Origin of the sequence: Vibrio sp. B183 (assembly GCF_000740665.1) — a bacterium.
Classification (GTDB): Bacteria; Pseudomonadota; Gammaproteobacteria; order Enterobacterales; family Vibrionaceae; genus Vibrio; species Vibrio coralliilyticus.
Genome location: NZ_JPQB01000007.1, coordinates 176,406 through 203,347, shown reverse-complemented (window position 1 = coordinate 203,347; position 26,942 = coordinate 176,406). Strand labels below are relative to the sequence as shown.

Genomic DNA, 26,942 nt, shown 5'->3' with positions numbered 1-26,942 from the left:
TTTGTCTGCTGTTTCAATTAGGGGCAGGATTATCTCAGCAGCTCAAATATCAAACAATACACATATCTGCGGGGTGAATGCATTCAGCAAAAACAAGTAGATAACAACATTAATATTGACGAAATAAATACATAAAAACACGAAAGTACAGACAATTTATGAGATGGGAGTTCATGAGGGGAAAAGAATGTGCTCATAAATCCAATGAGCACATTGAGGCTATCGGTGATTTTGGTACAACTCATCCAATGCGACGGATAATCCGTCTTCTTTAACAATACGTATATGTTCACGAGCTAAGTCACGGGCGTTGGTCACGCCACATGAGTGAGCGATCAAGCCAATACCGTAGTGGATGTATTTGTTGTAATTCGCGACACGCTCCATTTTGTCTTCAACGTTCAATCCTTGTTGCAGGCGCACGTCATGAGTGGTGATGCCTGTCGGGCACGTATCTTTATTGCATTGCAGCGCCTGAATACAACCCAGTGCAAACATGTGGCCTCGAGCAGAAACAACAAAATCGGCACCTAGAGCAATCGCCCAAGCTACTTTGGAAGGCGTGATGAGCTTGCCAGAGGCAACCACTTTAATTCTCGGGATTAGACCACGCTCACTAAGTAAATTTACTACCAGAGGCAGGCTTTCTTTCAACGGCAGCCCTACGTAATCCATCAGTGGTTGAGGCGCGGCGCCGGTGCCGCCGTCAGCGCTATCAATCGTAATAAAATCGGGGGCACTGTCATGGCCTCGCCTCTCTATTTCATCGAGAAGATCTTTGAACCATACTTGAGAGCCAATGACACTCTTAAAGCCAACGGGTTTGCCCGTCACCTCTCGAATACGCTGGATCATATCAAGTAAATCGCCCACATTACGGATATCTTTATGCCCATTCGGGCTGATAGAGTCGTGCCCCTGAGGGATACCGCGAATTTGAGCAATTTCAGCTGTGACTTTGCGCCCGGGTAGCATGCCGCCTTTGCCAGGTTTCGCTCCCTGACTGATTTTTATCTCAAACATTCTGACATTATCATGTGCTGCCAGTTCTCGCAGTTTGTCATCAGAAAGATGGCCTTCTTCGTCTCGAACACCGTATTTAGCTGTCCCGATCTGGAACACAATGTCGCAATCGCCTTCCAAATGATACGAGCTTAAGCCGCCCTCTCCCGTGTTCATCCAGCATCCGGCGATCTTTGCGCCTTTAGACAAGGCTCGAACGGCAGGCTTTGATAAGGCACCAAAACTCATTCCGGAGATATTGAAAATCGATGACGTGGTATAAGGCGTTCGGCAACCTTCACCGATGGTGACCGCAGCCGGGGATACAGCGTCTTCCTCTAACGTGGGAAACGCACAATTCATAAACATGATGGTGCCAGTCGCATCCAGATTGCGGGTGGAGCCGAAAGCTATCGTACGATCAACATTTTTCGCCGCTTTGTATACCCAGCTACGCTCTGCACGATTGAATGGCATCTCCTCTCTGTCCATAGCAAAGAAATATTGCCTGAAGAACTCTCCCTGTTTCTCAAACAAGTAGCGAAAACGCCCAATGACAGGATAGTTGTGTCGAATGGCATGTTTGTGCTGGCGTTTGTCTGCAACGTACATGTACAGAACACTGATTACACCAAGCCCAATCGCGATAATGAAAAGCCCTGAGAATAGATCGATCCCGATGACAAAAAATTCACCCATTTTATGCTCCAGTAGTCTTTGTATTTTCTATTTGTATAGACCGTCTTCATCAATATAGCTGACGATCTGGAGCAATTTGAATTTTTTCAATCAATTAGCGGCTTCAATTCGTAATTGGGTGACTAGATCTGAAGCGCTCTGTTTTCTCGCCGGCATCTTTTCCGATCGTAAACCTTGGTCTTCAGCTCTGGTATTCCAAATGTAAACGGGGCCACTGCTTGCACAGTCATTGCAAATAATATGGTGTTCCAGCTCGTTAGAGTTCCACGCGCTTGGCTTCATTTCCTTTACCAAATGCGTGCTTCCACAGAATGGGCAGGGTTTTAAGTTCATGTTCAACCTTTGATTACAGAATGTTGAGGATTTCCGCTGCAGTACTCTTAAACGCGAACAGCAAAAACAATGCAAGAATGAAAAATTCGAAGCGCAGTAGTATTGAGTTCACCACCAAAAGCTGAGGCTGGGCGATACCTTTTATACCTCGTTTTTCAGTCTGGCTGTTTTCGTTGCTCGACTCGCTAGATTCCGATTGATTGGCTGCACTTAACGTGATGACTGACGCAATAAACTCGTAACCAGACTTCGGAACTGTTTTGATAAAGGCTGGGGACTTAGTAGAGTCGTTGAGCGCTTTTCTTAACGTCGATACTGATTGAGTCAAACTGGAGCTATCGACAAAAATCTCTCGCTCAATCCAGAGCACTTCGATTAACTCCTTACGCTGAATCGTTCGATGACTATGCTCGACAAAGTAATCCAGTAAACGACATTCGTTTGAACCTAAAAGTATGTCGCTATCGTCGCCTTCGATGTAGCTCAGCGTGTTTTTCTTAGGCCTAAAGAGAAATTGATTGCCAATGTTATAAACTCTTTCCATCGCAATTTAACCTAGCACTAGTAAATGAATGGGAAAGAACGGTAGGAAACCATTACCTACCGTTCAGTTTGCTATACAGCGTTAGCTTCTGTCGTCAGCGTTCGCTGTGGTTCACTGACTTTGTTTTTATTGAAATCTTCAGCGATAGCAAGGTACACAGCGGGTAACACGAACAAGGTAAACAAGGTGCCAATAATCATGCCTGCGACTAATATGATGCCTATGCTGTTTCGTGATTCTGCCCCGGCTCCTGTCACCAGTACAAGCGGGAAATGCCCTAAAACCGTTGCTGCGGTCGTCATTAATATGGGTCTTAGGCGAATCTTTGCCCCTTGAATGACGGCTTCCAGTTTCTGATGGCCCTGATGCTGAAGCTCATGGGCAAATTCAGTAATGAGGATGCCATTTTTAGCCACCAACCCGACTAAGGTGATAAAGCCAATCTGGGCATAGATGTTCATGCTCGTCAGCCCGAGAAAAGCAAACGACATTGCACCAGCTAACGCCAAAGGTACTGACCCTAACAATACAACCAGAGGTGAGCGGAAGCTGTTGAATTGAATCGACAACACCATATAGACAACGAACAATGCCACAGCCAGTACGGTAAACAGGCTGTTACCTTCTTGCCTTAGCTGGCGACTACTGCCTGCATAGTTGACTTGGTAACCTTTCGGCAAAATGTCACTCGCGGTTTGTTCCAGTAGAGTAAGCGCTTGATCCGGAGTCACTCCAGGGACCAATCCACCTAAGATTCGGAATGAGTTGAGCTGATTGAATCTTGAAATGCTGCGTACATTAACGGTCTGATCCAGCGATGCGACACTACTCAGAGGTACAAATTCTCCTGCAGGCGTTTTGATCTGGAGATCCAGCAGTGATTCGCTGGTTGAGCGAGACTGCACATCGACCATAGGAATCACTCGATAAGCTTTTCCGTTGCTGTCAAAACGAGTCACCTCTTGTTCAGACACCATTAGTGAAATTTGGTCTGTCACTGCTTTGGTTGTCAGGCCAAGATCCACCATTTTCTGATTGTCGAAGTTGAGCCGAGCGTGTGGCATATCAATTTTCAGATCGGTATCGACGAACATGAATTTTCCGCTTTGCTGCGCGGCTTCAAGCAGTTGATACGCGTACTGAAGCATGTTCGCGTAACTGTCTTGAGATTGAATTACCATTTCTACATCAAATTGTCCCGCAGTCGGCAATGGCTTCGGCATGGTTGGATAAACGCGAAGGCCCGTAACATCTTTTAACGTAAAGTAAATGTTCTGCAGCATATCCGACACGGAGTAAGCACGCTCTTCATAGGGGGCAAAATTAATCCCACTGAAGCCACCTTGCTCAGTCACTGTTTGCCAGACGATATCCACACCTTCCATCGACAAAATTGAGCCGACAGCTTGCTGCATGTACCGATTGTTATATTCCAGTGCCCCACCTGATGGCGCTTCTGAAATTACAAAGATAGAGCTTTGATCTTCAACCGGAGCGAGCTCTTTCTGGGACAACAAGTAGAAAGGAACGGTGAGCAGTGACAACACAACCGCTGAAAACAGAATCGCTCTGCGATGAACAAAGACACCACGCAACGCAGACTCATAAGCCGTCGATAAACGCTCAAATACAGAGTTGATCTTTTGCGTCAACTTGCCCTCTTGTCCTTTTTCCGGCGACACATAGGCGCTCATAATAGGTGACAGCGTAATGGCGACCACGCCAGAGAACAACACCGCAATCGCTAGCGTGAACGCAAACTCTTTGAACAAAGCACCGGATAGACCACTAACAAAGCCTATCGGAGCAAACACGAGTGCCAGTGTGATCGTCATGGAGAAAATCGGGCGCAACAACTCCCGTGAGCTTATCAACGCAGCCTCAATCCGCCCTTTCCCACTGCGCATATGGCGAGCAACGTTTTCAACCACAACAATCGCATCATCGACGACAAGGCCAACAGATAGGACGATGGCTAGAATGGTCAAAAGGTTGAGTGAAAAGCCCGCCATTGCCATCGCAGCAACACTGCCCAAAATGGAAATCGGTATTGTGATCAAAGGAACTAATGCGGTGCGGAACGACCCCATCAGAAGCAAGATCACAATGCCCACTAAGAGTACTGTTTCCGCCAGCGTGGTAAAAATTTCACGCAGTGCATCACGCATGTACAACGTACCATCATAACCAATCGTTATCGCTGTGCCTTGTGGTAAACGTTCGTTGACGACAGCCAACTGCTGGTATAACTCGTCACCAATTGTGATTTCATTTGACCCCGGAGAAGTGACAATACCAATAAAGACAGACTCATTCAGGTCAAGACGCGCCGTGTCAGAGCCTCGGTCTTCACCCATTTCTATTCTGGCTATGTCCCCCAAGTGAACCACTGTATCGCCATTTTTCTTGATGATCAGATCTCGAAAGTCCTTTGCATCCCTCTGCAAGGCATTACTCATGATGCTGATGTTCTGAACATCATTTTCCGCACTGCCCAGCGACGCGATAACATTGTTATCGTTCAGAGCCTGATGAACCTCTTGCGCGCCGATGTTCAAGCTCGCCATTTTTAGAGGGTTCAGCCAAACTCGGATTGCAGGCTTACGGCCACCTAATACATCTGAACTTTGCACACCTTCAATTGACGCGAACCATGGCGTCACATTTCGTTCCAGATAGTCAGTCAGCGCCGGTCGGTCCATGGTTTCGCTTGAGACGTTCAGGTAGAAGGTTGCACTTGGTCGATCAACACGAGCCACTGAGACACTCGGATCTTGTGCCCCTTCAGGCAATTCATACGCTATCTGGCTAAGCCTTGAGTTCAGCTCTGCAAGTGCATCCGTGCTGTTTTCATTCAGTTTCAGCCACGCGGTTACTTTACTCACGCCCGCGGTGGTCGAGGAGTCAACATAGTCAACACCAGGTACACTCATCGCGACCTTTTCAATTGGCTCAGTAATAAAGCCTTTAACCACGTCAGACGAAACCCCGACGTATTCTGTCGTGATAATCAGAGATGAGCTCTCAATTTGAGGAAACTGAGAGATAGGCAATCGAGAAGATGCCATTAACCCTGCGATTGTAATCACCAATGAAATGACAATCGCAAACACAGGTTTTTTAACAAACACATCCATGTTTACTCTCCAACTTTAACCACAATAGATACTGGATCGCTTTGCTCTGGGGCCTTCGTGCGTACTAACAGACCATCATAAAGCTTGAACGCGCCTGCAGCCGCAATGCGCTCACCTTCTTCGATACCATTCAGAATGAATTTTGCGCCTTCTCTTTCAGCAATGACCTCTACAGGGCGGCGGTTCGCACGAAAAGCGCCTGAACCTTCATCTTCCTCAGACAAACTGACAACGTACGCGCCATAGAGATCTTGGTTCACTGCTGCAACGGGTACTCTATATACGTTCGCGTCCGCACTGACCGGAATCTGAACTTCCATTGGCGTATTCGACCTGCTCTCTGCTAATTTGAGCACGGTACTTTAGGCTTCTTGACGTGTCAGAAACACGAACGTCACGAGCAATGACATCTGCGATTTGGTAGGTTGCCTGACCAAACGCGTCAATGTGTCTCACCTCCACTTTATCGCCGACGCTTAAACTTGGATAAAACTGAGGCACGCTGAACTCGATCCAATTGTACTCTGTAATTCCTACAAAACTGGTGAGCATTTCATTCGCAGAAACGTAATCCCCGACTTTGACGTTATGCATCCCCACCATGCCGGTGAAAGGGGCATAGACTGACTTTTTCTCAATCGTTGTTTCAAGTACGTCAATTTCGGACTGAATTACAATCAGATCCGCATAGGCTTGATCATGCTGTTCTTGACTGATCGCGTTGGTCTTAAGAAGTTTTGTTGAACGTGTGTAGACGGACCGTGCGTGCTGTTCACGTGCTTTAGCTGAGCGAATACGTGCTTGTTCCTCGGATATATCGAGTTGGAACAAAAGTTCGCCGCTTTGTACACGCTGACCAGCCATCGAACCAACGTGCGAGACTTTCCCTGAAAGCTCAGTAAAGAGCTCTGTTTGCAATGGAGAGACTGTATTTCCCAATACACTGACCGTAGGTACGTACTCGGCCCTTTCTACATAAGCCGTTTCCACCACCTCATAGTGCTCTGGAAAAGATTCCGCGATAGCAATCGCTGTCGTGATTTCTGAATATTTGTAGTATGCCAAGCCACCTATCACTGCGGTTAGGCCAGACGCGGCAAAAAGCCACGCTTTGATTGAAGACCGATTTTTGCTCATAACCTCACCGTTATTATCTGTACAACCCATTTATAAAAACACATTCGAATATCATTCGAATGTGTTTCAAATATTAATTTTGCAGATTTATCTTGTCAAACCATAGCGAGGCGGATAGTCATAAAAGAAGCCGTGAGGAAAATAATTTATCTTTTATATAACAAACAGATAGGGACTTATCATTGATATTAAAAATATATCAATTGACATTGATTGCTACTTGAGTACAGCTTTGAGGTAAAGATTGACTCGTCCAATCAGATTCTTTAGCATTCAAGCGAATGTTATTCGAATGAAGATCCAATATGCCCGCACCAAGACACTCATTTGCCGAACAAGAACGACTCGTGCTAGACGCCGCCGCTCAAAGCATCTTAGAAAGTTCACTGATTGATTTTAAGATGTCCAACATCGCTAAAAATGCGGGCCTATCTATGGGGTCGGTGTATAAGCATATTCAGTCCAAAGAGGATGTGCTTGTTGCACTGTCTGTGCGATTGGATAAACAAGCCACTGCCGCTGTAAAAGAAGTCTTAAGCCTACCGTACTCCCTCCCTACGAAGATTGTTGCGATTAATCTTCTTTCCGAAAAAGCCATGTATCTCTACCCTTTCGGTTATCAATTGATGACAATGCTCAGTAGCCAGGATTTATTGGCCAAAGCATCAGAAAAATGGCTGAATAAGCTGAGCATTGCAGCAGAAGAAATTAGGCTTTGTTTTGAGCAAGCACTTCGACAAGCCATTCAATCCCAAGAACTGCTTTGCAATGAAGACGAGCAAGAGTCACTCATCGAAGAGTTCTTACTCCTTAACTGGGCAATCAGTATCGGTTTTCCGCAAATCGTTAATCACCCGTATGACGTCTCAATCACTGAGTCAAAGCGAAACGTTAATATTCCACTTTCCCTTGAGCATCCGTTGATACGTGCAACGATTCGTATGACCAATAGCTACCCTTGGAAACATCCCGTGTCTATTGAAGAGTTATCAGAGATTGAACAAATTCTTCAGTCTCGTGGTATGAGAGAAAATAGCGAACCTAGTGCGTAAAGAACTGACATTTGCATAAATACCCTGTCAACTTGCTGTAGCACAAATCAAACTTTCAACACTGTTGACTTTCCCTTTACACCCATAGTGAAATCTCGGTTAAAATATTGTTTTAAAATAACTAAACCCATTTAGAACATTTTACATTAGTAAGCGTTAATCAGTCGTCAAAATGTAAACACCACCACTAAAATGCAACAAGCTCGTTACATACCTAACTAACAGTAGTGGATTACGGGCCCTATCACACTAGAGATTTACCATCTTCAGACACTCACCTATTGAAGGAATATTATGAAACTAACAGGAAAAAAAGCGTTCATTACTGGAGCAACTTCAGGCATCGGCTTAGCTATTGCGCGTCGTTTCTTTGAGGAAGGCGCAACGATTGCTATTAACGGACGAAATGCCGAAAAGCTGGAAACAATTAATAGAGAGCACTTCTCGAACAAAGCGCTCGAAGTGGTCGCAGATATATCCAAAGTCGAAGATATTGCCTCCGCGTATGAATTGCTTGGAAAAGAGTTTTCTGAACTGGATGTATTGGTTGTCAATGCAGGGGCCTATCAGCTAAAGCCGTTTACAGAAACAACTGAACAAGACTTTGACGACATGTTTGCACTCAACGTTAAAGGCGCTTTCTTTACTATGCAATATTCAGCGCCACTATTGAGTGAAGGAGCATCGGTTATTTCTATTTCCTCTGTTGGTGCGATACATGCCAGTTGGAACCAAGCGCCTTACAACGCCTCAAAAGCTGCTATCTCTTCTCTAACGAAGAGCTTTGCCTGTGGACTCACTCATAAAAAGATCCGCGCCAATACCATTTCACCCGGCGTAACCGAAACTGAAATTTGGGACAAGGTTGATTACCGAGAGCAGGTTGACCAAGTTGCTAAAGACGGGATTCCTCTCGGAAGAAAAGGCGCGGTCGAAGAAGTGGCTGGCGCTGCGCTATTCCTTGCCAGCGATGACTCAGCCTTTATGACCACCAGCGATCTGATGATGGATGGCGGCGTCACTTATATCAATGACCCAGAGGAATGGGGCCATAAGCAGTAAACAAGTAATTCCATTTTAAAAGAGCCTCGTCTGAGGCTCTTTTCGTTTTTGGAATCATCGGTTAAATTTTTTCCATTTTTGGAAATTAAAGTTTAACACCATTATTTCATCGCTCGATTCAATACTATCGCTAATCAATCCACGCCCACCTTCAAGCCAGATCATGTTTAGGAGATTCCTATGTCTAAAGCGATCCTAATAATCGATTTAATCAACGATATTGTTCATCCCGACGGAAAGATACCAAGTTGTGCTCAGCTTGCTAGTGAGATGGAGACAATCACTAATACCAATCATGCATTGAACTATGCGAGAAAAAACAACTGGTTAGTGGTTCACATCAAAGTAGGTTTTGATACCAACTATTCGGCGCAGCCCAAGTCCTCGCCTGTATTTGGTAAGGCAGATCAGTATCGAGCGTTACAACTGGGGAGCTTTGGTACCGAATTTCATAGCGATGTAGACGTTCGAGAAGATGATTCGATCATTGTGAAACCAAGAATTAGTGCGTTTTACAACACATCATTAGAGGCCACGCTACGAGCTAACCATGTGACACAGCTGTATCTTGCGGGTGTAAGTACAGAATGGGCAATTCAATCCACAGCCAGAGAAGGTCATGACCGAGACTATAAAATCACCATCTTGGAAGACTGTTGTGCCGCCTCTTCAAAAGAAGCTCACTCCACTTCCCTCGCTATGCTCAGTCGCATTGCGGATATAGCCTCAGCTTCGGATTTATCAACAGAAGAACTGTAAGCGGCTATCTACTTTGTAAAGGAGCTCGTTCAAGCTCCTTTAAGGCCTGATAAGTGATTTTTGATCCAAGAACCATAAGTCACAAATATCTCCACCACTTAGTCACACATGACAGTAATGGTAAATCGGTCAGACGTCGTCGACATTGATTTTACTGTATACGTTGAAGGGCAATAACTTAGCTCTTTGTTCCATTGAGCAAAGCGTTGAAGGTTCGTTGACTCGTCAAACGATTCTTCATCTGTGTAGGTGACTTGCACTTTTCCGTCGACCACTTTTTGCGACACTTCTGCGGTGTATGAAGAAGCACAACCTGCAGCTACAGCAACACTTAACAAGACGAGTAATTTTTTCATGAGAGACACCTTTCAGTTTGACCAGCATAGCGCTGACCTTGGATAAATTTCGGATATTAGCCAATGCAACTGAAAGTATCTCTATCCCTTTCGCTAATCTACCATTTAGAGAAAGCTTTATGATTAATAATGCTTAACCATTCTTAACTCTTTGAAGTAAAAAGCAGAAGTGAGATTTGGAAGGTAAGTTTCGTTGTGAATAAGCAATAAAAAAAGCTCCATATCTATTATGGAGCTTTTTGCTTTTGTGACGTCAGCTAATTAACCGTCAATACCACGTGATTTCAGGAATTCAGCATACGTTCCTTTGAAGTCAGTGATCTTGTTGTCTTTGATTTCAATAATGCGCGTCGCCAAAGAGTCAACAAACACTCGGTCATGCGAAACGAAGAACAAGGTACCTTTGTATTGCTCGAGCGCCGAGTTCAACGACTCGATGGATTCCATATCCATGTGGTTAGTTGGCTCATCCATTAACAACATATTTGGTTTATGCATCATGATTTTACCAAGAAGCATTCGACCCTGTTCACCACCAGACAGTACCTGAACAGACTTTTTGATGTCGTCTTGAGAGAACAGCATACGCCCTAGGAAGCTGCGTACAACCTGCTCATCTTCACCTTCTTGACGCCACTGTCCCATCCAATCCATCAGATTCATATCTTCAGCAAAATCTTCAGCATGATCCTGAGCGTAATAACCGATGTTGGAGTTTTCAGACCATTTGAACTCACCAGAACGTGGTTCAAGAGCACCCGCCAGTGTGTTGAGAAGCGTCGTTTTACCTACGCCGTTCTCACCGATAATTGCAACGCGCTCACCAACTTCGAAAATTGCGTTGAAATCTGAGAATAGATCGTCTTCAAAACCTTGAGAGAGGTTTTCTACAATTAGAGCATTACGGAATAACTCTTTAGACTGCTCAAAGCGAATAAACGGGTTTTGGCGGCTTGATGCTTTCACTTCTTCTAGCTGAATCTTGTCGATCTGTTTAGCACGAGAAGTCGCCTGTTTAGCTTTAGATGCGTTTGCAGAGAAGCGGGCAACGAAGGTTTGTAGCTCAGCAATTTGCGCTTTCTTCTTTGCGTTATCAGACAACAGACGATCACGAGCCTGAGAGGCAGCCGTCATGTATTCATCATAGTTACCCGGGTAGACACGCAATTCACCGTAGTCTAGGTCAGCCATATGAGTACATACAGAGTTTAAGAAGTGACGATCGTGCGAGATGATAATCATGGTGCAGTTACGCTGGTTCAGCGTTTCTTCCAACCAACGGATAGTATCCATATCCAAGTTGTTGGTAGGTTCGTCAAGTAGCATGATATGCGGGTCTGCGAACAGTACCTGAGCAAGAAGAACACGCAGTTTCCAGCCAGGAGCAACCTCGCTCATCAAACCGTAATGCTGCTCTTCTGGTATACCAACGGCTAAAAGAAGTTCACCTGCTTTTGCGTCGGCCATGTAACCGTCCATCTCAGCAAATTCAACTTCAAGCTCAGCAACTTTGATTCCGTCTTCTTCGCTCATCTCTGGCAGTGAATAGATACGGTCACGCTCTTGCTTTACTTTCCACAGCTCTTTGTAACCCATGATAACGGTATCGATAACCGTAAACTCTTCATAAGCGAACTGATCCTGATTCAGTTTAGCAACACGCTCATTTGGATCGTAACTAACGTTACCTCCAGTCGGATCTAACTCACCGCTCAGAATCTTCATGAAAGTCGACTTACCACAACCGTTAGCACCAATCAGGCCGTAACGATTTCCTTCGCCAAATTTCACTGAAATGTTTTCGAACAGCGGTTTTGCACCAAATTGCTGCGTGATGTTATTTGTACTTATGATGAGAGTATCCCCCTATAATTTCTCTATACTTTTCATTAAGATAGAGAAATCATTATTGAAACAGATAAGAATTTGCGCAGAGTATAGCAGTTTGGAACTGTGAACTACATCAATTGTTCAAATCCATTTCCTTTTCAAGAGACTTTTTGCCACCGTTGATGGTTGCTCTAAAAAACAAACGCCCTTTAAAGGGCGCTTTTCTTATGTGGTTTAAATTGCTTGCCAGCTACTTAACTCGACGCAACGTCCGCGATACAAGACTTCACTCTCTGGATCGCGATTTGCGGTCACCAATAGCTCAGAGCTGCTCTTCAACGCCTGCCACTCTGTAGGCGACATATAACGAACGTCATTCACGTTTTGCAAGCTATCGATCAGTTGGAGTTCACCAGTCTCGGAGTTTCTCATCCACACCATCGCCCTATCCATCGGCACTTTATCCATGTTTAGATTGCGTTGCATGCGCAGACTTGATTGACCGGGTTTATCACCCTGATATGCCACCAGCGCAAAGTGATTCTTCTGGGTTTCTGAAGACATCATGGCCAAATAACTCACAGGTTGTACCTGAGCGGCTTCAATGGGTAACGGGCTTTGCAACAAAATCGGTTGCAGCCAAACACCCACAAACAAAGAGAGTGCCATACCTGTTGGTAGCCACCACCAACGTATACGCTTTGCCCCACGGTTAGGACTAAATGTTTGCTCAGAGATGTTTTTCCAAACCCGTTTTGGTGGGCGTTTTAGGCCATGTTCAGACGATTCAAGCTCTGTGGAAGGATTCAGACCAGATAAATGCTGTTGCCACTGTTCTACATGCTCCCACCACGTCGGGTCTGCTTGCATCAAAGTTTCCAACCTTCGTCGTACCCGAGGCGTTTGCGTCCCCAAGACGTATTCACTGGCCAGCTTATCTCTTAGCTCAGAGTTCTGGTAACGGCGGCTCGTTAATCGGTCAGACATCGTTTCAGCTCCTGTAGCCCACGGCGAATCCAAGACTTTACCGTGCCAAGTGGTGTTTTAATGTGTTGGACGATCTCCTGATGGCTCATCCCGTGTTGGTACGCTAGCACTATCGCATTTCGCTTCTCTTCGCTGAGAGAATGTAAACATCGATCGAGCCCAGAATCTGAAGTCGATACAACTTGCCGATCAACTTGATCCAATGACTTTTCCAGCGGCTCTTCTCCTCGCCTGCTACGTTTCCTGACTTCATCAATAGCAAGGTTCCTCATACTTTGACACAGCCACGCCCATGGATAATCTAATGGGTATCGGTGGTCGCTATACCAAAGTTTAACGAAGCCTTCCTGAAGTAATTCCGCTGCTACTTGCTCGTCTTTTACAACACTGCAAATCAAGCTGAAAAGTTTTGTGCTGGTTAACTGATAGAGCGCTTCGAAAGCCTCCCGGTCTCGAAGCGCTACTTTGGAAAGCAGTAAACCTATTTGCTGTTTATCTGTACTCACACTTTCCTCATTGGGTAACAAGGTGCCAAACGTTTTTCACACCATCACCACTGGTGTCACCCGGATTCTGGTCTTTAAACCAACGATAAAGCGGCTTGCCCTCAAATGTCCATTGGTATGAGTGATCATTTCGCTGCGTAATCCCAAACCCTCCGGTTAATTTTAGGCTGTCGATGCCTTTCTCGGTCAGCTTAGAATCAACGTATGCTGGCGGCCATTTCACTTCACAATCCCCATAACATGCTGACTTGTTCAATTTGTCTTTATCGAAGGTGTAGAGTGTTTGGTTACTACTATCGACCAAGAAGCGGCGCTTGCCATCGTTAAACAGCTTAATCGTTACATCGTCTGCTCGGGCAAGTGGCCACACACCTTTAACGCCCGCTCCGGAAATATCCCCCGGCTGCTTATCTTTAACCCATCGGTAGAGTGGTTTTCCTTCTAATGCCCACTGTTTGGCGCCATCTGCACGAACAATCTGGCTAAAACCTGCCTGACCCGCGAACTGCATACTATTGTGCCCTTCAGCCAATAGCGGTGGCCATAACGCCTCACAGTCTCCCTTACATACCGATTTCCCGATTGGGTCCTTCGCAAAAGTGTAAAGAGATTTACCTGTATCATCCGCGTATACCTCGCCGAAGCCAGTATCGACTGTCGATGCTGACGCCATGGCGTAGCTGGTTGGAATGAGCATTAGTGTTGAAACGAATAGTGCTTTCATTGTTGTTTTCCTTATTATCGGGTCCAGCCTTCGCGGGTGAAAAAGGGGCTACCTTCACTGCTGTTGACAAAGTTGATGAAGTCTTGAGTTTGCGGATCTGCCCCTTTCGTTTTAGCCAAGGTTAGATCACGGTAGATACGTCGCTCTGGCTCTATTTCCACGTAGTCAACCTTGTCCGCATGATTGAGAGGCCAGTGAATCCATGTAATCCAAGCGTCCGCGTTCTGCTGTTGAAACGCTTTAAAACTCGCACCACTGCCCTTGGCGTACGCAATGATCTTCTCACGGAAATTTTGCACATCAGCCAGCGAACCCGTTCGACCTGCAACATCTTCCCAGACACCTGTTCCAGAGGTGTTGTACACACCTAGTCCTTCGGTGACGACAATACGTGCGGGCTTATCCAGTAAATCTTTAATCCCCGAAATGTTTTTGGGGTTGCCTTTTGGAACTGCGATAACAGCACGGCGAAGGTAAACAGGCTCCACGTCCTGATTGGTGATGAAAGGATACGTTTCAACAAAAGCACTCATTGATTGTTCAGAGGACCCAAAGATTAGGTCTGCATTCTTTTGTGCATCCTGAGTCCATTTCGACTCGGGACCGGCAATCACATTGACCTGTACACCACTTTTCTTGGTGAAAGCTTCAGCAGCGTGACGCAAAGCAGTATCAGGGCCTCCTGGTCCATAGACGTTAATCACATTATCTTTAGGCTGATGCGTGATGCTTGGTTCAAGCTGAGGTGAAGCCAATGCTGATGCACTTGCAATTAGCATGGCTAGGCTGGTCAAAGTCAGGTGACGCTTCATGTCTTCTCCTTAAATAAACGACAGTTTCAGACAAGAGACGTACGGCGATGTAATTTGGATGCAGTAAAAAGAAAATATTTTCAAAACGTGTCGGCGTTGGGCGATCTTGCCCAGCGCCGACACTGGAGATGATTACAGATTGGTGATTTTCAAAGATGTGTCGGCGCGCTGTGGCAGGTATATACTGAATTTACTGCCTACGCCCCATTCAGACTCAGCTTTGAGCTCCCCGCCAGTTTGACTAAGAATACTCTGGGAAACGGATAAGCCCAGCCCCGTTCCCTCCCGCTTCGTCGTATAAAAAGGTGAGAAAATACGCGCTAAGTTTTCTGGTTTGATACCGCAACCTTCGTCAGCAACGTGAATGATAGCGCCCAATTCCTGACCGTTTTCAATCCAGTCTTCACTGCTTATCGTCAGAGTCCCTTCTCCACTCATCGCATGAATGCCATTCATTTCAAGGTTGACCAGAATTTGCAGCAGTTGATGGCGATTAACCTCGACAGAGTTTTTGGCTTTAAGATCAGTGACGAACTGGACCGCACGCTTTTTAGAACCCGTTTTCACCAAAGTGATACTTTCTTCGATAATCGGGTTGATGTGCTGCCAAGTGATCTCGTCTTGTACTCCACCTTGGCGACTGTATTGCAGCAAACTTCGAGTGATATTCCTGACTCGATCAATCTGAGCGTGGATCGCGTCAATTTCCTCTTGTACCCGCTGAGAGTCGTCACCTAATTCAAACTGCATCAATTCAACGTTGCCGAGAATAACCGCTGTGGGGTTGTTAATCTCATGAGCGATCCCAGCCGTCAATTCGCCCAGTGCCGCCAATTTTTCATTAATGACCAACTTGTCACGAGTCTGATTGAGAAGCTGAATATGAAGTTCCAACTCTTCTGTTTTTTCTTTAAGGCTCGCCGTCCGCTCTTGTACTTTTTCTTCCAGCTCTCCTGCGGCCGCCTTTAGCTCATTCTTTCTCTGGTTGAGCAAATCGAGCATGTTATCAAACTGTTTTGCCAGTTGTGCCAACTCATGATTTTCATCGAGCCCAAGCGGACCAATGCGAGTTTCTTTCCCCAGCTGAATCATCTTTACCACACGGTGAATGTGCTCGATTGGGTTGAACAAATCACGCGACCCTCGATATACCATTAACCCAGACACCAGCAGCACCAGTGTCGTAATGGAGATTTCAGCAATGTTGGTCATATAAGCTTCAACAAATGGCCACAATAAATACCCGGTATAAAGCATGCCAATAACATTGTCGTATTGGTCTCGAATAGGCTGATACGCGGTGATATACCAAGCATCATAAACATAGGCTCTGTTTACCCATTCTTTGCCTTCATGTAGCACCGTTCGATTAACCTGAGGTGATACGCGAGTACCAATCGCACGACCGATTCTCCCTTCACTGTCGAGAGGAACATTCGTGCTGACTCGAAGATCATCAAGAAAAACCGTCAAGGTACCAACTGGGCGCAAGCTGTCTTCTTTTGTTGGATAAATCAGGTCACGAATTTGATCGACCAATACCGTGCTGTTGTTGAGCAGCAATCCTCCATCAAGAAAACCAATGATGTCATTATGGCGGTTGTAAATCGTGATCACTGTACGACTGACCAGACCTCGACCTTCGACTCGCTGACTTTTCAGGATCGGAATTTGTGCTCGTCTGGCTAATTCAGGATCGAGCCAATTCAGCTCATCTTGTTCCAAGACATCAAAGAACGACTCCTTACGAGTCAAATCGAGATAGCGGAACTTTTTTTCAATCGTATCAACGCGATGAAAACGTAGAAAATCCAACTTATAACGCTTCTTTTGCTCGGAAACCCAACGTTCAAATTCTTGGGTGTCACCGACTTGCTTCACTCTCGATACAAACCCGTAAGACTCAGCAAACGCTTTAACGTGATTGGCCTGTTTTTCTTGTATCAATTCAATGCTATTTTGCGCCACACCTAAGCGCTCAGAGACATCAAGCAATGCACTCTGCCAAGTGTAGTGAATTGACCAATACACCGTGATTCCAATGAGAGCAATCAATGTGAGTAAGATTGGCGCAGAAGTCAGAAACATGAGGCGATATCGAACCATGGTTTTGAATCGATAACGCCATTTGGAGCACAAGCCGCCTTTACTCGGCATAGTTGGACTCCGCTATTTCCCACTCTTTAAATTTGCGCTCTAGTGTCTTGCGCGCCACGCCTAAATCACGTGAGGCCGCGGATTTGTTTCCGTCGTGGTAATCAACCAGTTGTTGAATATGCGCTCTTTCAACTTCCTTGAGCGACCAGCTATTGGGGTAACCTTCTTTGGCTCCGCTATCATCAGGTAAATCCAGTACGGCGCTGCCGCTCGATACAGTCACAGACACATGCGTTTGAGGCAGGTATCCATTCACTTCTCGCCAATAATGCGCCGGTGGCTTGCCAAGTAAAATACAACGTTCAATCAAGTTTTTAAGTTCACGAATGTTGCCCGGCCAGTCATAGTCGTTCATCGCGATAATGTCTTCATGCGCCCACTGAGGGTCAGGCATACCCAGTTCTGCCGCTAATAAACGGGTAAAGAAAGGCACTAAATCAAGCAAGTCGGCTTTGCGTTCTCTAAGCGGCGCGACATCGATTTTAAGCACATTCAATCGATAAAAGAGGTCTTGGCGAAAATTACCCTTCGACACTTCCTCTGCCAAGTTTCGATTCGTTGCTGCCACGACTCTGACGTCAACGCTGATCTCTTTTTCACTGCCCACGGGACGAATCGTTCTTTGTTCGAGAACACGCAACAATGCCGACTGCATTTGCAATGGCATCTCGCCAATCTCATCAAGAAACAAAGTGCCGCCGCTGGCAACCCTAAATAACCCTTCGCGGTTTTTCTTCGCACCAGTGAAAGCACCGGATGTATGACCGAACAGCTCACTTTCAAGTAACTCGGGCGCTATCGCACCGCAGTTAATAGGTACAAACGGCCCTGTCCGCTGACTCGCATCATGAACACCACGAGCAACGAGCTCTTTACCTGTGCCGGATTCACCTTCGATTAATACGGACGCACGGGAAGGGGCAAATTGGGTAATAAGTTGTTTCAGATGGCGCGTTTTTTCTGAACTGCCGACCATGTCAGTTTTGATAAGGCGCTTAAAGTCATGCTTTAGTGCGTATTGAAGCCGCTCGTTCAGGCGCTTGTCCATGCAGCGTTGTACCGCTTTGAGCATCTGATCAAGATTAAAAGGTTTGAGAATAAAGTCGGACGCACCGAGCTTAAGTGCTGAAATCGCCGTTTCCAAATCGGCATAACCCGTCATGAAGATCACATCTGACTTTCGGTCTTCGTCATTAAATGCCTCTTCCCAGTCGATTCCTGAGCGCCCGGGCAAGTTGATATCCAATATGATCAAATCATAGTGGTTGACGACCCTAAGCGACTCCGCTTCCTCAATACTCCCCGACGTATCCACTCTCGAAAACCATTTGCTGAGTGCTTTCTTGAGAATCGTCTGCATTCCGACTTCATCATCAACCACTAATACGGAAAATGCTTGATATTGCGCCACTTTATTGGGATCTAACGTTGGGGACATATTGACTCATTACTCGTTATTGTAATTGGGACAGAGTGTACCAAGAAAATTTAGGACGACGAGAATTAACGTGCGACATTTTGTCCCACATCAAATTTGAAAATACTATCTCATTGATATTTAAGATAAAGGTATTCAGTGTTTATTGGCATCAAGATTGCTATTCATAGGCGTTAAACATAAAGCCCTCGATAGATCGCTCAGAAGCGGTCGTTTGAGCAATAAAGTTAGTACGGAATGAATAGCCATGAAAGCAACAACTTTTACCATTGCAGCGGCGTCTTTAGCCTTTATCAGTTCTTCAGCCTTTTCGGCGGATGACAGCCATCACATTCGCTTGGCGACCACCACCAGCACCTACCATTCTGGGTTGCTGGATTATTTACTCCCTCAGTTTGAAAAAGAAACGGGCTACCAAGTCGATGTCATCGCAGCGGGAACGGGGAAATCACTCAAGATGGGTGAAAATGGCGATGTCGATTTAGTCATGACTCACGCCCCTAAAGCAGAAGCCAATTTCGTTCAAAAGGGTTATGGCGTCTTACCTCGTAAGCTCATGTACAACGACTTTGTGATTGTCGGACCGAACGCAGACCCAGCCAAGGTTCACGACTCACACGACGTAGCGGAAGCGTTTAAGCACATCGCTAATATGAACGCGACCTTTATTTCCCGTGGCGATGATTCAGGCACACACAAAAAAGAAAAAGGGATTTGGCAACAGACCAAAGTCGAACCAAACTTTGGCGGCTATCGCTCAGTGGGTCAAGGTATGGGCCCTACCCTGAACATGGCGAATGAGATGCAAGGCTACACCATCACTGACCGTGGTACTTGGCTGGCGTACAACAATAAACTCGATCTCAAGATCCTGTTTCAAGGCGATCAAAAGTTGTTTAACCCTTATCAGGTAATTCTGGTGAATCCAGAACGTTACCCAAGCATCAATTATCAAGGGGCTAAAGTTTTCAGTGATTGGTTGGTCAACCCTAAAGGACAGAAGCTGATCAACGACTATAAGTTGCATGGCAAACAATTGTTTGTTGCCAATGCAAACGAAAAGTAACCCGTGATGACCTTAGGGCAGACAACAATAGACGCCTTGGCGTTATTGGCCAGCTTTGATCGAGAGCTGTGGGAGATCGTAGCGGTCTCCTTCAGTGTCTCTATTACGGCCATTTCACTGGTGCTACTGCCGGCGATTCTGTTTTCATTCATTCTTGCTTATACAGATTTTCGCGGAAAGTGGATTTTTTTGTCGTTAGTCAATACGTTACAAGCAGTTCCAACCGTTGTGATTGGCTTACTCCTTTACATGATGTTATCTCGCTCAGGTCCTCTCGGGGACTGGCAAATGCTGTTTACCCAGCGAGCGATGATTGTAGGTCAAATGTTGATCGGCTTTCCGGTTCTGGTCTCTATGATGCACGGTGCGCTGCAATCCAGCGATCGCCGCGCTGTCGAAACGGCCATTACACTGGGAGCATCCCCTTCACGCCTTGCGGCGACTATGATTTGGGAAACAAGGTTTCCACTCATGGCAGCCACTATTGCAGCGTTTTCACGTATTGTGACTGAAGTTGGCTGTTCCACTATGGTGGGCGGAAACATTATGGGGATGACGCGTAACATCCCAACCGCGATCGCGATGGAGAGCCATAAAGGCGCTTTCGCCCAAGGTGTGGCTCTGGGCATGGTTCTACTCACGCTGGCGCTTGTCCTCAACTTTTTCCTGACCAGTATGCGCGGCAAAGGCTACCTCAGAACGTAAAGGCGAATTATGACCATCAAAATCACGGCACAAGATATTTCGATGCGCTTTAAAGAACGGGGGCTCTTTCATATTCCCACTTTGAGCATTGGTCCTAACGACGCCATCTACCTCAAAGGCGACAACGGGGTTGGAAAAACGACGCTACTCAAAATTCTGTCTGGTCTGGCGAAGCCCACAACTGGGCACGTCAACGCCCCCTATGATACTTGGGTTAAGCGATTTTTTAGCCGAACAGGAAGAAAAGACGTCATCTATCTGCACCAATCGCCTTATCTGTTTGATGGCACGGTTTATCAAAACGTCGTCTATGGCATCAGATACCAACAAGAATCACCTAAAATTAAGCGAGCTCAAGTTATTACTGCGTTACGCATGGTAGGCTTGGAAACTTTAGCGGATGAACATATTTCTGTGCTTTCGGGCGGCGAGAAACAACGCGTTGCGATGGCCAGAGCTTGGATACTCAAACCATCCATTCTTTTGATGGATGAGCCCAGTGCATCTCTCGATCAAGAATCCATTGATCGGTTAGTGGTAATGGCGAAAGATCTTCTGGCTCGTGGATCAAGTATCGTTATCACTAGCCATCAAGAAAATGCACTGACAGACTTATGCCGCAGGCAGTGGTGGATTAAAGATACGACTCTGATAGAGTCGCCACTGCTACACGTTATTAAAGATACAAGGCAAGAGAACACTTATGCTTCTTCCAACGCAAACTAGTTGGGTTATTTTAGCTGGCGGTCAGGCCAGACGTATGGGCGGAAAAGACAAAGGCCTTATTGAACTCGACAATAAGCCTTTGATTCAACATGTATATGAACGGCTGTCCACACAAGTCTCTGACATCATGGTCAATGCAAACCGTAACCAGGATACCTATTCGAAGTATGGTGTCGTGGTCGGCGATAAAATCAAAGGTTTCCCTGGCCCTATGGGCGGTATTCACGCAGGCCTAGCGGCAGCAACCAAAGACTGGGTAGGGTTTGTTCCGTGCGACAGCCCACAAATCAGCTTGGATTTGGTCGCTCGTTTTTGCTCTGCAGTTAAAGAAGATTCTGACATTCTGGTCGCCCATGACGGTGACTATCAGCAGCCCGTCTTCACGCTCTACCACAAGCGTGTACTGCCGAAACTGACCGCGTTTCTTGAACGTGGCGATAGAAAAATCATTCTTCTTTATAAAGAGTGCAAGACGCACTACGTGGACTTTAGCGATGCGACGGATTGTTTCGTTAACCTGAACACCCCAGAAGAACTGGCACAATTTGGAACCATACATTCATGAAACACTCGCTCCCTATCCCAATTCTGGGGTTTGCTGCTTATTCTGGAACCGGTAAAACCACGCTGTTGGAAGCTTTGTTGCCAAGATTAACTCAGGCAGGATTACGCATTGGTATGCTAAAACACGCACACCATAATTTTGATGTAGATAAAGAAGGCAAAGACAGCTTCCGGCTGCGTAAAGCTGGCGCCTCTCAAATGCTCATTTCATCTCGTAATCGATACGCGTTAATGACTGAGACTCCCGAAGCTGAATCTGAATTTGAGTACCTACTTAGCCGCTTCGATACGGACACGTTAGACGTCATCTTGGTTGAAGGGTGCAAAAACATCGCCTTTCCAAAAATCGAGCTACACAGAGAAGAAGTCGGCAAACCTTGGCTGCACCCTAACGACAGTAACATTATCGCCATTGCAGCAGACACGGATGTTGAAGATGTATCCCTGCCTCAGATGAATATTAATGATCTTGATGCAATCGCACGTTTTGTTTGCGACTACGTCAAGCCCGAGAAGCGAGAGCAAGTCGCTAAAACTTCAGGCTGTTGCGACACTTTGTCTCCTGCATTTCTTTCTGTCAGCGAAGGGCAAGACAAAATCCTTTCCTCAGTTCAATCCCTGGCAGGCATGGAAACATGCACTATTGAGCAAAGCTACGGACGCGTGCTCGCCAGAGATGTGAACTCGCCAATTAATGTACCTCAATATACTAACTCTGCAATGGATGGCTATGCCATTCGCAGCGATGATCTGGAAAGAGAACAATACACCGTCGTTGCTGAAGTGCTTGCTGGGCACGCCTACGATGCACCTCTTCACAAAGGTGAAGCGGTAAAAATCATGACTGGTGCGCCAACGCCAGAAGGTGGGGACACCGTAGTAATGCGTGAGCAGGCAAACCAAACTGGAAATCAGGTTTCTTTTGCCGGTGCATCAATTAAAGCTGGCCAAAATGTTCGTCAGGCCGGTGAAGACCTCCCAGTCGACAGTGTAGTTTTCAGTCAAGGCAAAAGACTAGAGTCACCTGAAATGGGGATGATCGCCTCATTGGGATTTGCAGAGTGCCCTGTTTTTCGCCGCTTGAAAGTCGCGGTGTTCTCTACGGGTGATGAAGTGCAGGCGCCGGGAACCGAACAAGCCCCGAATTCTATTTATGACTCCAACCGCTTTACCCTACTAGGCCTGTTAGAAAAATTGGGCTGTGAGATCCTCGACCTTGGTATCCTCGAAGACAATGAACAGAGCATGACGGAGGCCCTGCAAGCAGCCTCGGCTCAAGCGGATGCCATTATCACGTCAGGTGGTGTTTCTGTCGGTGATGCCGACTTCATCAAACTCGCTTTAGATAAATTGGGCAGCATTGACTTTTGGCGCATCAATATGAGGCCGGGTCGCCCGCTGGCCTTTGGTCAGGTGAACGATAAACCCTTCTTCGGCCTGCCGGGTAATCCCGTAGCCGTGATGGTGTCGTTCATTAACTTTGTTGAGCCTGCGCTGCGTAAAATGCAAGGAGAGCAAGGTTGGCAGCCATTGAAAGTCAACGCGGTCGCTCTTGAAGACTTACGTTCTCGTCAAGGCCGTACCGAATTCAGCCGTGGCGTTTATGAGATAGATCCTCAGGGGCAATTGACCGTCAGAAGCACAGGGAAACAAGGCTCTGGCATTTTGCGTTCAATGAGTGAGGCCAATTGTTTAATTGAAGTTTCGCCAGCGATCGATACAGTAAAAGTCGGAGAAAGCGTGACAATCATTCCTCTTCAAGGCAGAATCTAGCGCAATCAAAGGCCAGCTCAGCTGGCCTCATTTATCTTAAGAGAAAGACATATGGCTCGCACAATCCTGTATACCTATAAGGGTGAAAACAAAACGCTGACTTTTTCATATCAGCAACATCGTAATATTCATGAAGCAGTGGCTGAAGCAGAAGGTATCGATATTTCCGAGTTCCTTAAGATGGAACAACAGATTGAAGCAGTGTCAGATACTAAGGCAATGCGCAACTATCGCGACAACCACTTTAGAAAGCTAGGATTTGAAAAAATCACTCTCAAGCAAAAAGAAAATCGTGGTGTCGGTAAAAAGAACCAGTAGTTGTAAACAGGAGCCTAGCGCTCCTGTTTTGCTTTAATTGCTTTGTAATTTTTGAACCATATGGATAAGCTCCCAACTCTCTCCGTCGAATTCTCGAACGCCTTGCTCTCTCTTCACTTCGACAAAAGCTAGCGACCGATAACAGCGAATAGCAGAATGATTGTGGCTAAATACGCACAACGTAATTTCGCGATACCCTTGGTTTCTAGCTTCTCGAATCAACGCTTGCAACATGGTTTTCGCTACACCCTGCCCTCTAAATTGCGGAGCAACGAAGACCCGACAGATTCGAGCAATATCATTCGAATGATGATATAACTCAACGAAGCCAGCCGCTTTGCCCTGATGAGCGTACAGATATGGCTTGACCTCAGCCTGTGAGCAATGGGCATCGACGCTCTCAACCGTTAATGGGTACTGATACGCAGGTCCACCCCACAGGTAGTTAAGCTCAGCGGAATCGATCCAGTCGATAAGTTGCTTATAGTGTTCTTGTTGAAAGGCGTGCAAAGTCATTGTGATTACCATAAAAAAGAGCCTGCCTAAGCAAGCTCTCAAATTTATGCAATCATATCAAGATTATTTGATGTTGAGGAAGGCAGCGCCACGCACACCACCAGAATCGCCATGCTTTGCTTTAATAATTTTCGGACACTTAGCAACAGACAGCAGATACTTAGGCACACGCTTTGGCATTTCTTCGTAGATGAGTTCGAAATTAGACAACCCACCGCCTAGCGCAACAACATGTGGATCGTTAGCGGTAAAGATATTCGCAAAGCAAATCGCCAATAACTCCATAAATCGCTCAACGTGTTCGACCGCTTTCGCTTCACCTTCCTGATGAGCAGTGATGATATCAATCGCTTTCTTCGCTTCACCGTAATAGTGTTCGTATATTAGCTCAAAGCCACGACCTGATAAGTAGCTGTCCAAGCAGCCTTTTTTACCGCAGCCACAACCTAGTAGCGGCGCGTTATCTCCCAAGTGGAACCAAGCGTCAATCGGTAAACGCATATGGCCAAGCTCACCCGCTACGTGGTTACGACCAGAAAATACTTTACCGTCGTAAATCAATCCACCACCAAAGCCAGTACCAAGAATCAGCCCCATAACCGAAGGCTCGTCTTTAAGCTCTTCATCCCACGCTTCAGAAAGTGCAAAGCAGTTCGCATCGTTTTCAATTTTAACGCTACGGCCTATTTTGGCTTCAAGGTCAGCGCGAAGTGGCTTACCTTTGGCCGCAGGCACATTCACCGTCAGAACGGTAGCATCATCGGCATCTTCCATTCCAGGTAGACCTAGACCGATCTTGCCTTCGCAGCCGAACTGTTTGTCATACTTATTCACCAGTTCAGCAATCGTGCTCACTAATAAAGAGTAGTCTTCCGTTGGCGTTGGTACGCGCTCTGTGGCAACACGCTCTAATTGTTCATTAAACGCACCAAATTCAATCTTAGTGCCTCCAACGTCAAAGCCGTAGTACATCGTATCTCTCCCAGAAACAAATATAAAAAAGTCAAAATCGGTTCATTATCCACATTGGTACGCCTACAATCCGTGACGTGGAACGAATTTAACCACTACCTAGGCTTAACTGTGCAGACTATCGCCAACAAGCCCATTATTTTCAGACTGAATTCTCGTTTTTCGTCTTCTGAAGATAATGTTGCAGCTGTGGTCGGTCGAAATTTGGCTTAATTCGGGTCTTGCTTAAAAGGTAGCTTTCTTTAAACACATCAAACCACAGTTTAAGCGTTTGCGCCGTCTGCTCTTCACCCAGTTGTTCAAGTACCAATGTGGCGACTTCTGCCGTAGCAAGATGTTGCTCGTTGTCGGAACGTCTCATGACGTACTGAGAAATTGATTCTGGCGACACTGACAAAACAGGAAGCGCATTCAGATATGGCGACTTTCGAAAAATGCGCCTAGCTTCTCTCCAGCTTCCATCAAGAAAGATGAGTAGTGTTTTTTTATCACCACACTGCTGACGGGCGTCTTCTCCAAGCAAGCGAGACTTATCTTCAACATATTCATCAGGAAACACGACGATGGGCTGATAATTTTCATGATTGATCAACGACAGCATCGCCTGATCGGGTTCTGTGCGACTCCATTGATACACATAACCTTCTTTTACCGTATCAAGGATAAGCCGCCCAGTGTTGCTTGGCTTGAAGACTTCATTTTCAGACACTAGCAGCATCACCGCCACCGAGCTGGAGACATCTGGCTGGTAAGCACAAATACAAAAGTGTTCAGCTACCTGACAGTACTGACAACGCTGGACTTTACAGCCTCTTGCATTGAACGGCTTAGTCGAGTGCTCTAGGCGATGCTGATAGAGGCGGTGAAAAGCGTGGATTCTCATGTAAGTTGATGGATAATGATAAAGGGTGCAGAGTTTACCTTGAGACAAATCCGTTGCAAGTTCCATGTGGGAGAAAAACCTCGTATGCAGAATCCAGATCTTATCCGCTTAAGCTTTTTTCTTTCCGTGCTCATACTGTGTGGATTGTGGGAGTGGCTAACTCCACGAAAAAAGCTGACTCAGAATAAGCTCTATCGCTGGATGAACAACCTTGGCTTAGTCGCGTTTAACTCGGTCTTTCTCGGCATCTTTATGCCAGTGCTCGCCTTTGAGGCAGCAAACGTTGCTCTCAAACAACAATGGGGCTTACTCAATCACCTAGATTTCCCTTTATTAGCGGAACTCATCATGTGTGTCATCTTTCTCGATCTGGCGATCTACCTCCAACATCTGGTCTTTCATAAAGTCTCTTGGCTATGGCGATTGCACAGAATGCATCATGCGGATCAGGATATCGATGTCACGACAGGAAGCCGCTTCCATCCAATTGAGATCGTGTTGTCGATGTGGATTAAAATTGGACTTGTGGTCGCACTGGGTGTTTCTCCTGTTGCAATCATCGTGTTTGAAATCATTCTCAATGCAAGCGCGATGTTTAATCACAGTAACGCCAAGTTGCCATTCAAGGTAGATGCTGTTCTACGCAAAGTCATTGTCACACCAGACATGCATCGCGTGCACCACTCGGTAATACCGCGAGAAACCCATTCTAACTTTGGTTTTTTTCTCTCTATCTGGGATCGCTGGTTCGGCACTTACATCGATCAACCTGAGCGTGGACACAACGACGTAAAGATTGGGATTCCACTTTTCCAGACGCCAAACGAACAAAGGCTGGATAAGATGTTAACCCAGCCCTTTCGAGAGAAATAAGTTACTGATTC

Annotated in this window: 27 protein-coding genes; 10 read left to right on the top strand and 17 right to left on the bottom strand. The window is 46.1% G+C overall.

All coding sequences use genetic code 11. The features are described from left to right. Positions 1 to 219: 219 nt before the first annotated feature. The 6 genes from IX95_RS09675 to IX95_RS09655 all read right to left on the bottom strand — a co-directional run bounded on the left by IX95_RS09675 (position 220) and on the right by IX95_RS09655 (position 6,852). On the bottom strand, positions 220 to 1,701 hold the full coding sequence (locus IX95_RS09675) for an FMN-binding glutamate synthase family protein (protein ID WP_006962314.1): 1,482 nt from the start codon (positions 1,699 to 1,701) through the stop codon (positions 220 to 222). Positions 1,702 to 1,791: 90 nt separating this feature from the next. Then, the gene (locus IX95_RS27000) at positions 1,792 to 2,034 is read right to left on the bottom strand and encodes a Lar family restriction alleviation protein (RefSeq protein ID WP_038159205.1); all 243 of its coding nucleotides are present in this window, start codon (positions 2,032 to 2,034) and stop codon (positions 1,792 to 1,794) included. 13 nt (positions 2,035 to 2,047) lie between these two features. Continuing rightward, positions 2,048 to 2,578, bottom strand: a complete 531-nt coding sequence (locus tag IX95_RS25695) for a winged helix-turn-helix domain-containing protein (protein ID WP_051912521.1) — start codon at positions 2,576 to 2,578, stop codon at positions 2,048 to 2,050. Between the two features lie 71 nt (positions 2,579 to 2,649). After that, positions 2,650 to 5,715, bottom strand: coding sequence for an efflux RND transporter permease subunit (locus IX95_RS09660; protein WP_038159204.1), 3,066 nt, complete (start codon positions 5,713 to 5,715; stop codon positions 2,650 to 2,652). Between the two features lie 2 nt (positions 5,716 to 5,717). Continuing rightward, on the bottom strand, positions 5,718 to 6,035 hold the full coding sequence (locus IX95_RS26830; RefSeq protein WP_235202607.1) for a hypothetical protein: 318 nt from the start codon (positions 6,033 to 6,035) through the stop codon (positions 5,718 to 5,720). Next, entirely contained in the window at positions 5,992 to 6,852 is an 861-nt protein-coding gene (locus tag IX95_RS09655; protein WP_235202606.1) for an efflux RND transporter periplasmic adaptor subunit, read from the bottom strand. Before IX95_RS09655 ends, IX95_RS26830 begins: the two co-directional genes overlap by 44 nt. A 305-nt stretch (positions 6,853 to 7,157) precedes the next feature. On the opposite strand from IX95_RS09655, the gene IX95_RS09650 reads away from it, so the two are divergent. From IX95_RS09650 to IX95_RS09640, 3 genes are all read left to right on the top strand, one after another. Then, positions 7,158 to 7,904 (top strand): TetR/AcrR family transcriptional regulator, encoded by a 747-nt coding sequence (locus IX95_RS09650; protein WP_038159201.1) that lies wholly within the window; start codon positions 7,158 to 7,160, stop codon positions 7,902 to 7,904. Positions 7,905 to 8,198: 294 nt separating this feature from the next. Next, positions 8,199 to 8,966: an SDR family NAD(P)-dependent oxidoreductase gene (locus IX95_RS09645; RefSeq protein WP_038159199.1), complete on the top strand. Its 768-nt coding sequence runs from the start codon at positions 8,199 to 8,201 to the stop codon at positions 8,964 to 8,966. A 180-nt stretch (positions 8,967 to 9,146) separates the two neighbouring features. Continuing rightward, positions 9,147 to 9,725 (top strand): cysteine hydrolase family protein, encoded by a 579-nt coding sequence (locus tag IX95_RS09640; RefSeq protein ID WP_038159196.1) that lies wholly within the window; start codon positions 9,147 to 9,149, stop codon positions 9,723 to 9,725. A gap of 98 nt (positions 9,726 to 9,823) precedes the next feature. On the opposite strand, the gene IX95_RS09635 is transcribed toward IX95_RS09640, so the two are convergent. The 8 genes from IX95_RS09635 to IX95_RS09600 all read right to left on the bottom strand — a co-directional run bounded on the left by IX95_RS09635 (position 9,824) and on the right by IX95_RS09600 (position 18,535). Then, positions 9,824 to 10,081 (bottom strand): hypothetical protein, encoded by a 258-nt coding sequence (locus IX95_RS09635; protein WP_038159193.1) that lies wholly within the window; start codon positions 10,079 to 10,081, stop codon positions 9,824 to 9,826. Positions 10,082 to 10,342: 261 nt separating this feature from the next. Beyond that, entirely contained in the window at positions 10,343 to 11,935 is a 1,593-nt protein-coding gene (locus IX95_RS09630; RefSeq protein ID WP_038159191.1) for an ABC-F family ATPase, read from the bottom strand. Between the two features lie 210 nt (positions 11,936 to 12,145). Next, positions 12,146 to 12,898, bottom strand: a complete 753-nt coding sequence (locus IX95_RS09625; protein WP_038159189.1) for a hypothetical protein — start codon at positions 12,896 to 12,898, stop codon at positions 12,146 to 12,148. Continuing rightward, positions 12,883 to 13,404 (bottom strand): RNA polymerase sigma factor, encoded by a 522-nt coding sequence (locus IX95_RS09620; protein ID WP_038159186.1) that lies wholly within the window; start codon positions 13,402 to 13,404, stop codon positions 12,883 to 12,885. The genes IX95_RS09625 and IX95_RS09620 overlap by 16 nt, the downstream gene beginning before the upstream one ends. Positions 13,405 to 13,411: 7 nt before the next feature. Next, positions 13,412 to 14,128 (bottom strand): hypothetical protein, encoded by a 717-nt coding sequence (locus IX95_RS09615; protein ID WP_038159183.1) that lies wholly within the window; start codon positions 14,126 to 14,128, stop codon positions 13,412 to 13,414. A gap of 14 nt (positions 14,129 to 14,142) precedes the next feature. Further along, on the bottom strand, positions 14,143 to 14,940 hold the full coding sequence (locus IX95_RS09610) for a substrate-binding domain-containing protein (RefSeq protein WP_038159180.1): 798 nt from the start codon (positions 14,938 to 14,940) through the stop codon (positions 14,143 to 14,145). A 132-nt stretch (positions 14,941 to 15,072) separates the two neighbouring features. Then, positions 15,073 to 17,097, bottom strand: a complete 2,025-nt coding sequence (locus tag IX95_RS09605) for a sensor histidine kinase (protein WP_038159177.1) — start codon at positions 17,095 to 17,097, stop codon at positions 15,073 to 15,075. Then, on the bottom strand, positions 17,087 to 18,535 hold the full coding sequence (locus IX95_RS09600) for a sigma-54-dependent transcriptional regulator (protein ID WP_038159175.1): 1,449 nt from the start codon (positions 18,533 to 18,535) through the stop codon (positions 17,087 to 17,089). The genes IX95_RS09605 and IX95_RS09600 overlap by 11 nt, the downstream gene beginning before the upstream one ends. Positions 18,536 to 18,782: 247 nt before the next feature. Here IX95_RS09600 and IX95_RS09595 point away from each other — a divergent pair, with 247 nt between their 5' ends. The 6 genes from IX95_RS09595 to IX95_RS09570 are packed head-to-tail and all read left to right on the top strand — an operon-like array spanning position 18,783 to position 23,687. Next, positions 18,783 to 19,601, top strand: coding sequence for a substrate-binding domain-containing protein (locus tag IX95_RS09595; protein ID WP_038159172.1), 819 nt, complete (start codon positions 18,783 to 18,785; stop codon positions 19,599 to 19,601). A gap of 6 nt (positions 19,602 to 19,607) precedes the next feature. After that, positions 19,608 to 20,306, top strand: a complete 699-nt coding sequence (locus IX95_RS09590; RefSeq protein WP_038159170.1) for an ABC transporter permease — start codon at positions 19,608 to 19,610, stop codon at positions 20,304 to 20,306. Positions 20,307 to 20,315: 9 nt separating this feature from the next. Further along, positions 20,316 to 21,032: an energy-coupling factor ABC transporter ATP-binding protein gene (locus IX95_RS09585; protein WP_038159168.1), complete on the top strand. Its 717-nt coding sequence runs from the start codon at positions 20,316 to 20,318 to the stop codon at positions 21,030 to 21,032. Beyond that, positions 21,010 to 21,597 (top strand): molybdenum cofactor guanylyltransferase MobA, encoded by a 588-nt coding sequence (mobA, locus tag IX95_RS09580; RefSeq protein ID WP_038159166.1) that lies wholly within the window; start codon positions 21,010 to 21,012, stop codon positions 21,595 to 21,597. Before IX95_RS09585 ends, mobA begins: the two co-directional genes overlap by 23 nt. Continuing rightward, positions 21,594 to 23,369: a bifunctional molybdopterin-guanine dinucleotide biosynthesis adaptor protein MobB/molybdopterin molybdotransferase MoeA gene (locus IX95_RS09575; protein ID WP_038159165.1), complete on the top strand. Its 1,776-nt coding sequence runs from the start codon at positions 21,594 to 21,596 to the stop codon at positions 23,367 to 23,369. Before mobA ends, IX95_RS09575 begins: the two co-directional genes overlap by 4 nt. Positions 23,370 to 23,420: 51 nt before the next feature. Then, positions 23,421 to 23,687: a DUF2960 domain-containing protein gene (locus IX95_RS09570; RefSeq protein WP_038159155.1), complete on the top strand. Its 267-nt coding sequence runs from the start codon at positions 23,421 to 23,423 to the stop codon at positions 23,685 to 23,687. Between the two features lie 33 nt (positions 23,688 to 23,720). Here the strand turns inward: IX95_RS09570 and IX95_RS09565 are convergent, their stop codons facing one another. The 3 genes from IX95_RS09565 to IX95_RS09555 form a co-directional block, all read right to left on the bottom strand. Then, positions 23,721 to 24,203: a GNAT family N-acetyltransferase gene (locus IX95_RS09565; protein ID WP_038159153.1), complete on the bottom strand. Its 483-nt coding sequence runs from the start codon at positions 24,201 to 24,203 to the stop codon at positions 23,721 to 23,723. 63 nt (positions 24,204 to 24,266) lie between these two features. Then, positions 24,267 to 25,175, bottom strand: coding sequence for an N-acetylglucosamine kinase (gene nagK / locus IX95_RS09560; RefSeq protein ID WP_038159151.1), 909 nt, complete (start codon positions 25,173 to 25,175; stop codon positions 24,267 to 24,269). Positions 25,176 to 25,317: 142 nt separating this feature from the next. Next, positions 25,318 to 26,058 (bottom strand): tRNA-uridine aminocarboxypropyltransferase, encoded by a 741-nt coding sequence (locus IX95_RS09555; RefSeq protein ID WP_038159382.1) that lies wholly within the window; start codon positions 26,056 to 26,058, stop codon positions 25,318 to 25,320. Positions 26,059 to 26,142: 84 nt separating this feature from the next. Here IX95_RS09555 and IX95_RS09550 point away from each other — a divergent pair, with 84 nt between their 5' ends. Next, on the top strand, positions 26,143 to 26,931 hold the full coding sequence (locus IX95_RS09550) for a sterol desaturase family protein (protein WP_038159149.1): 789 nt from the start codon (positions 26,143 to 26,145) through the stop codon (positions 26,929 to 26,931). Positions 26,932 to 26,942: the final 11 nt, after the last annotated feature.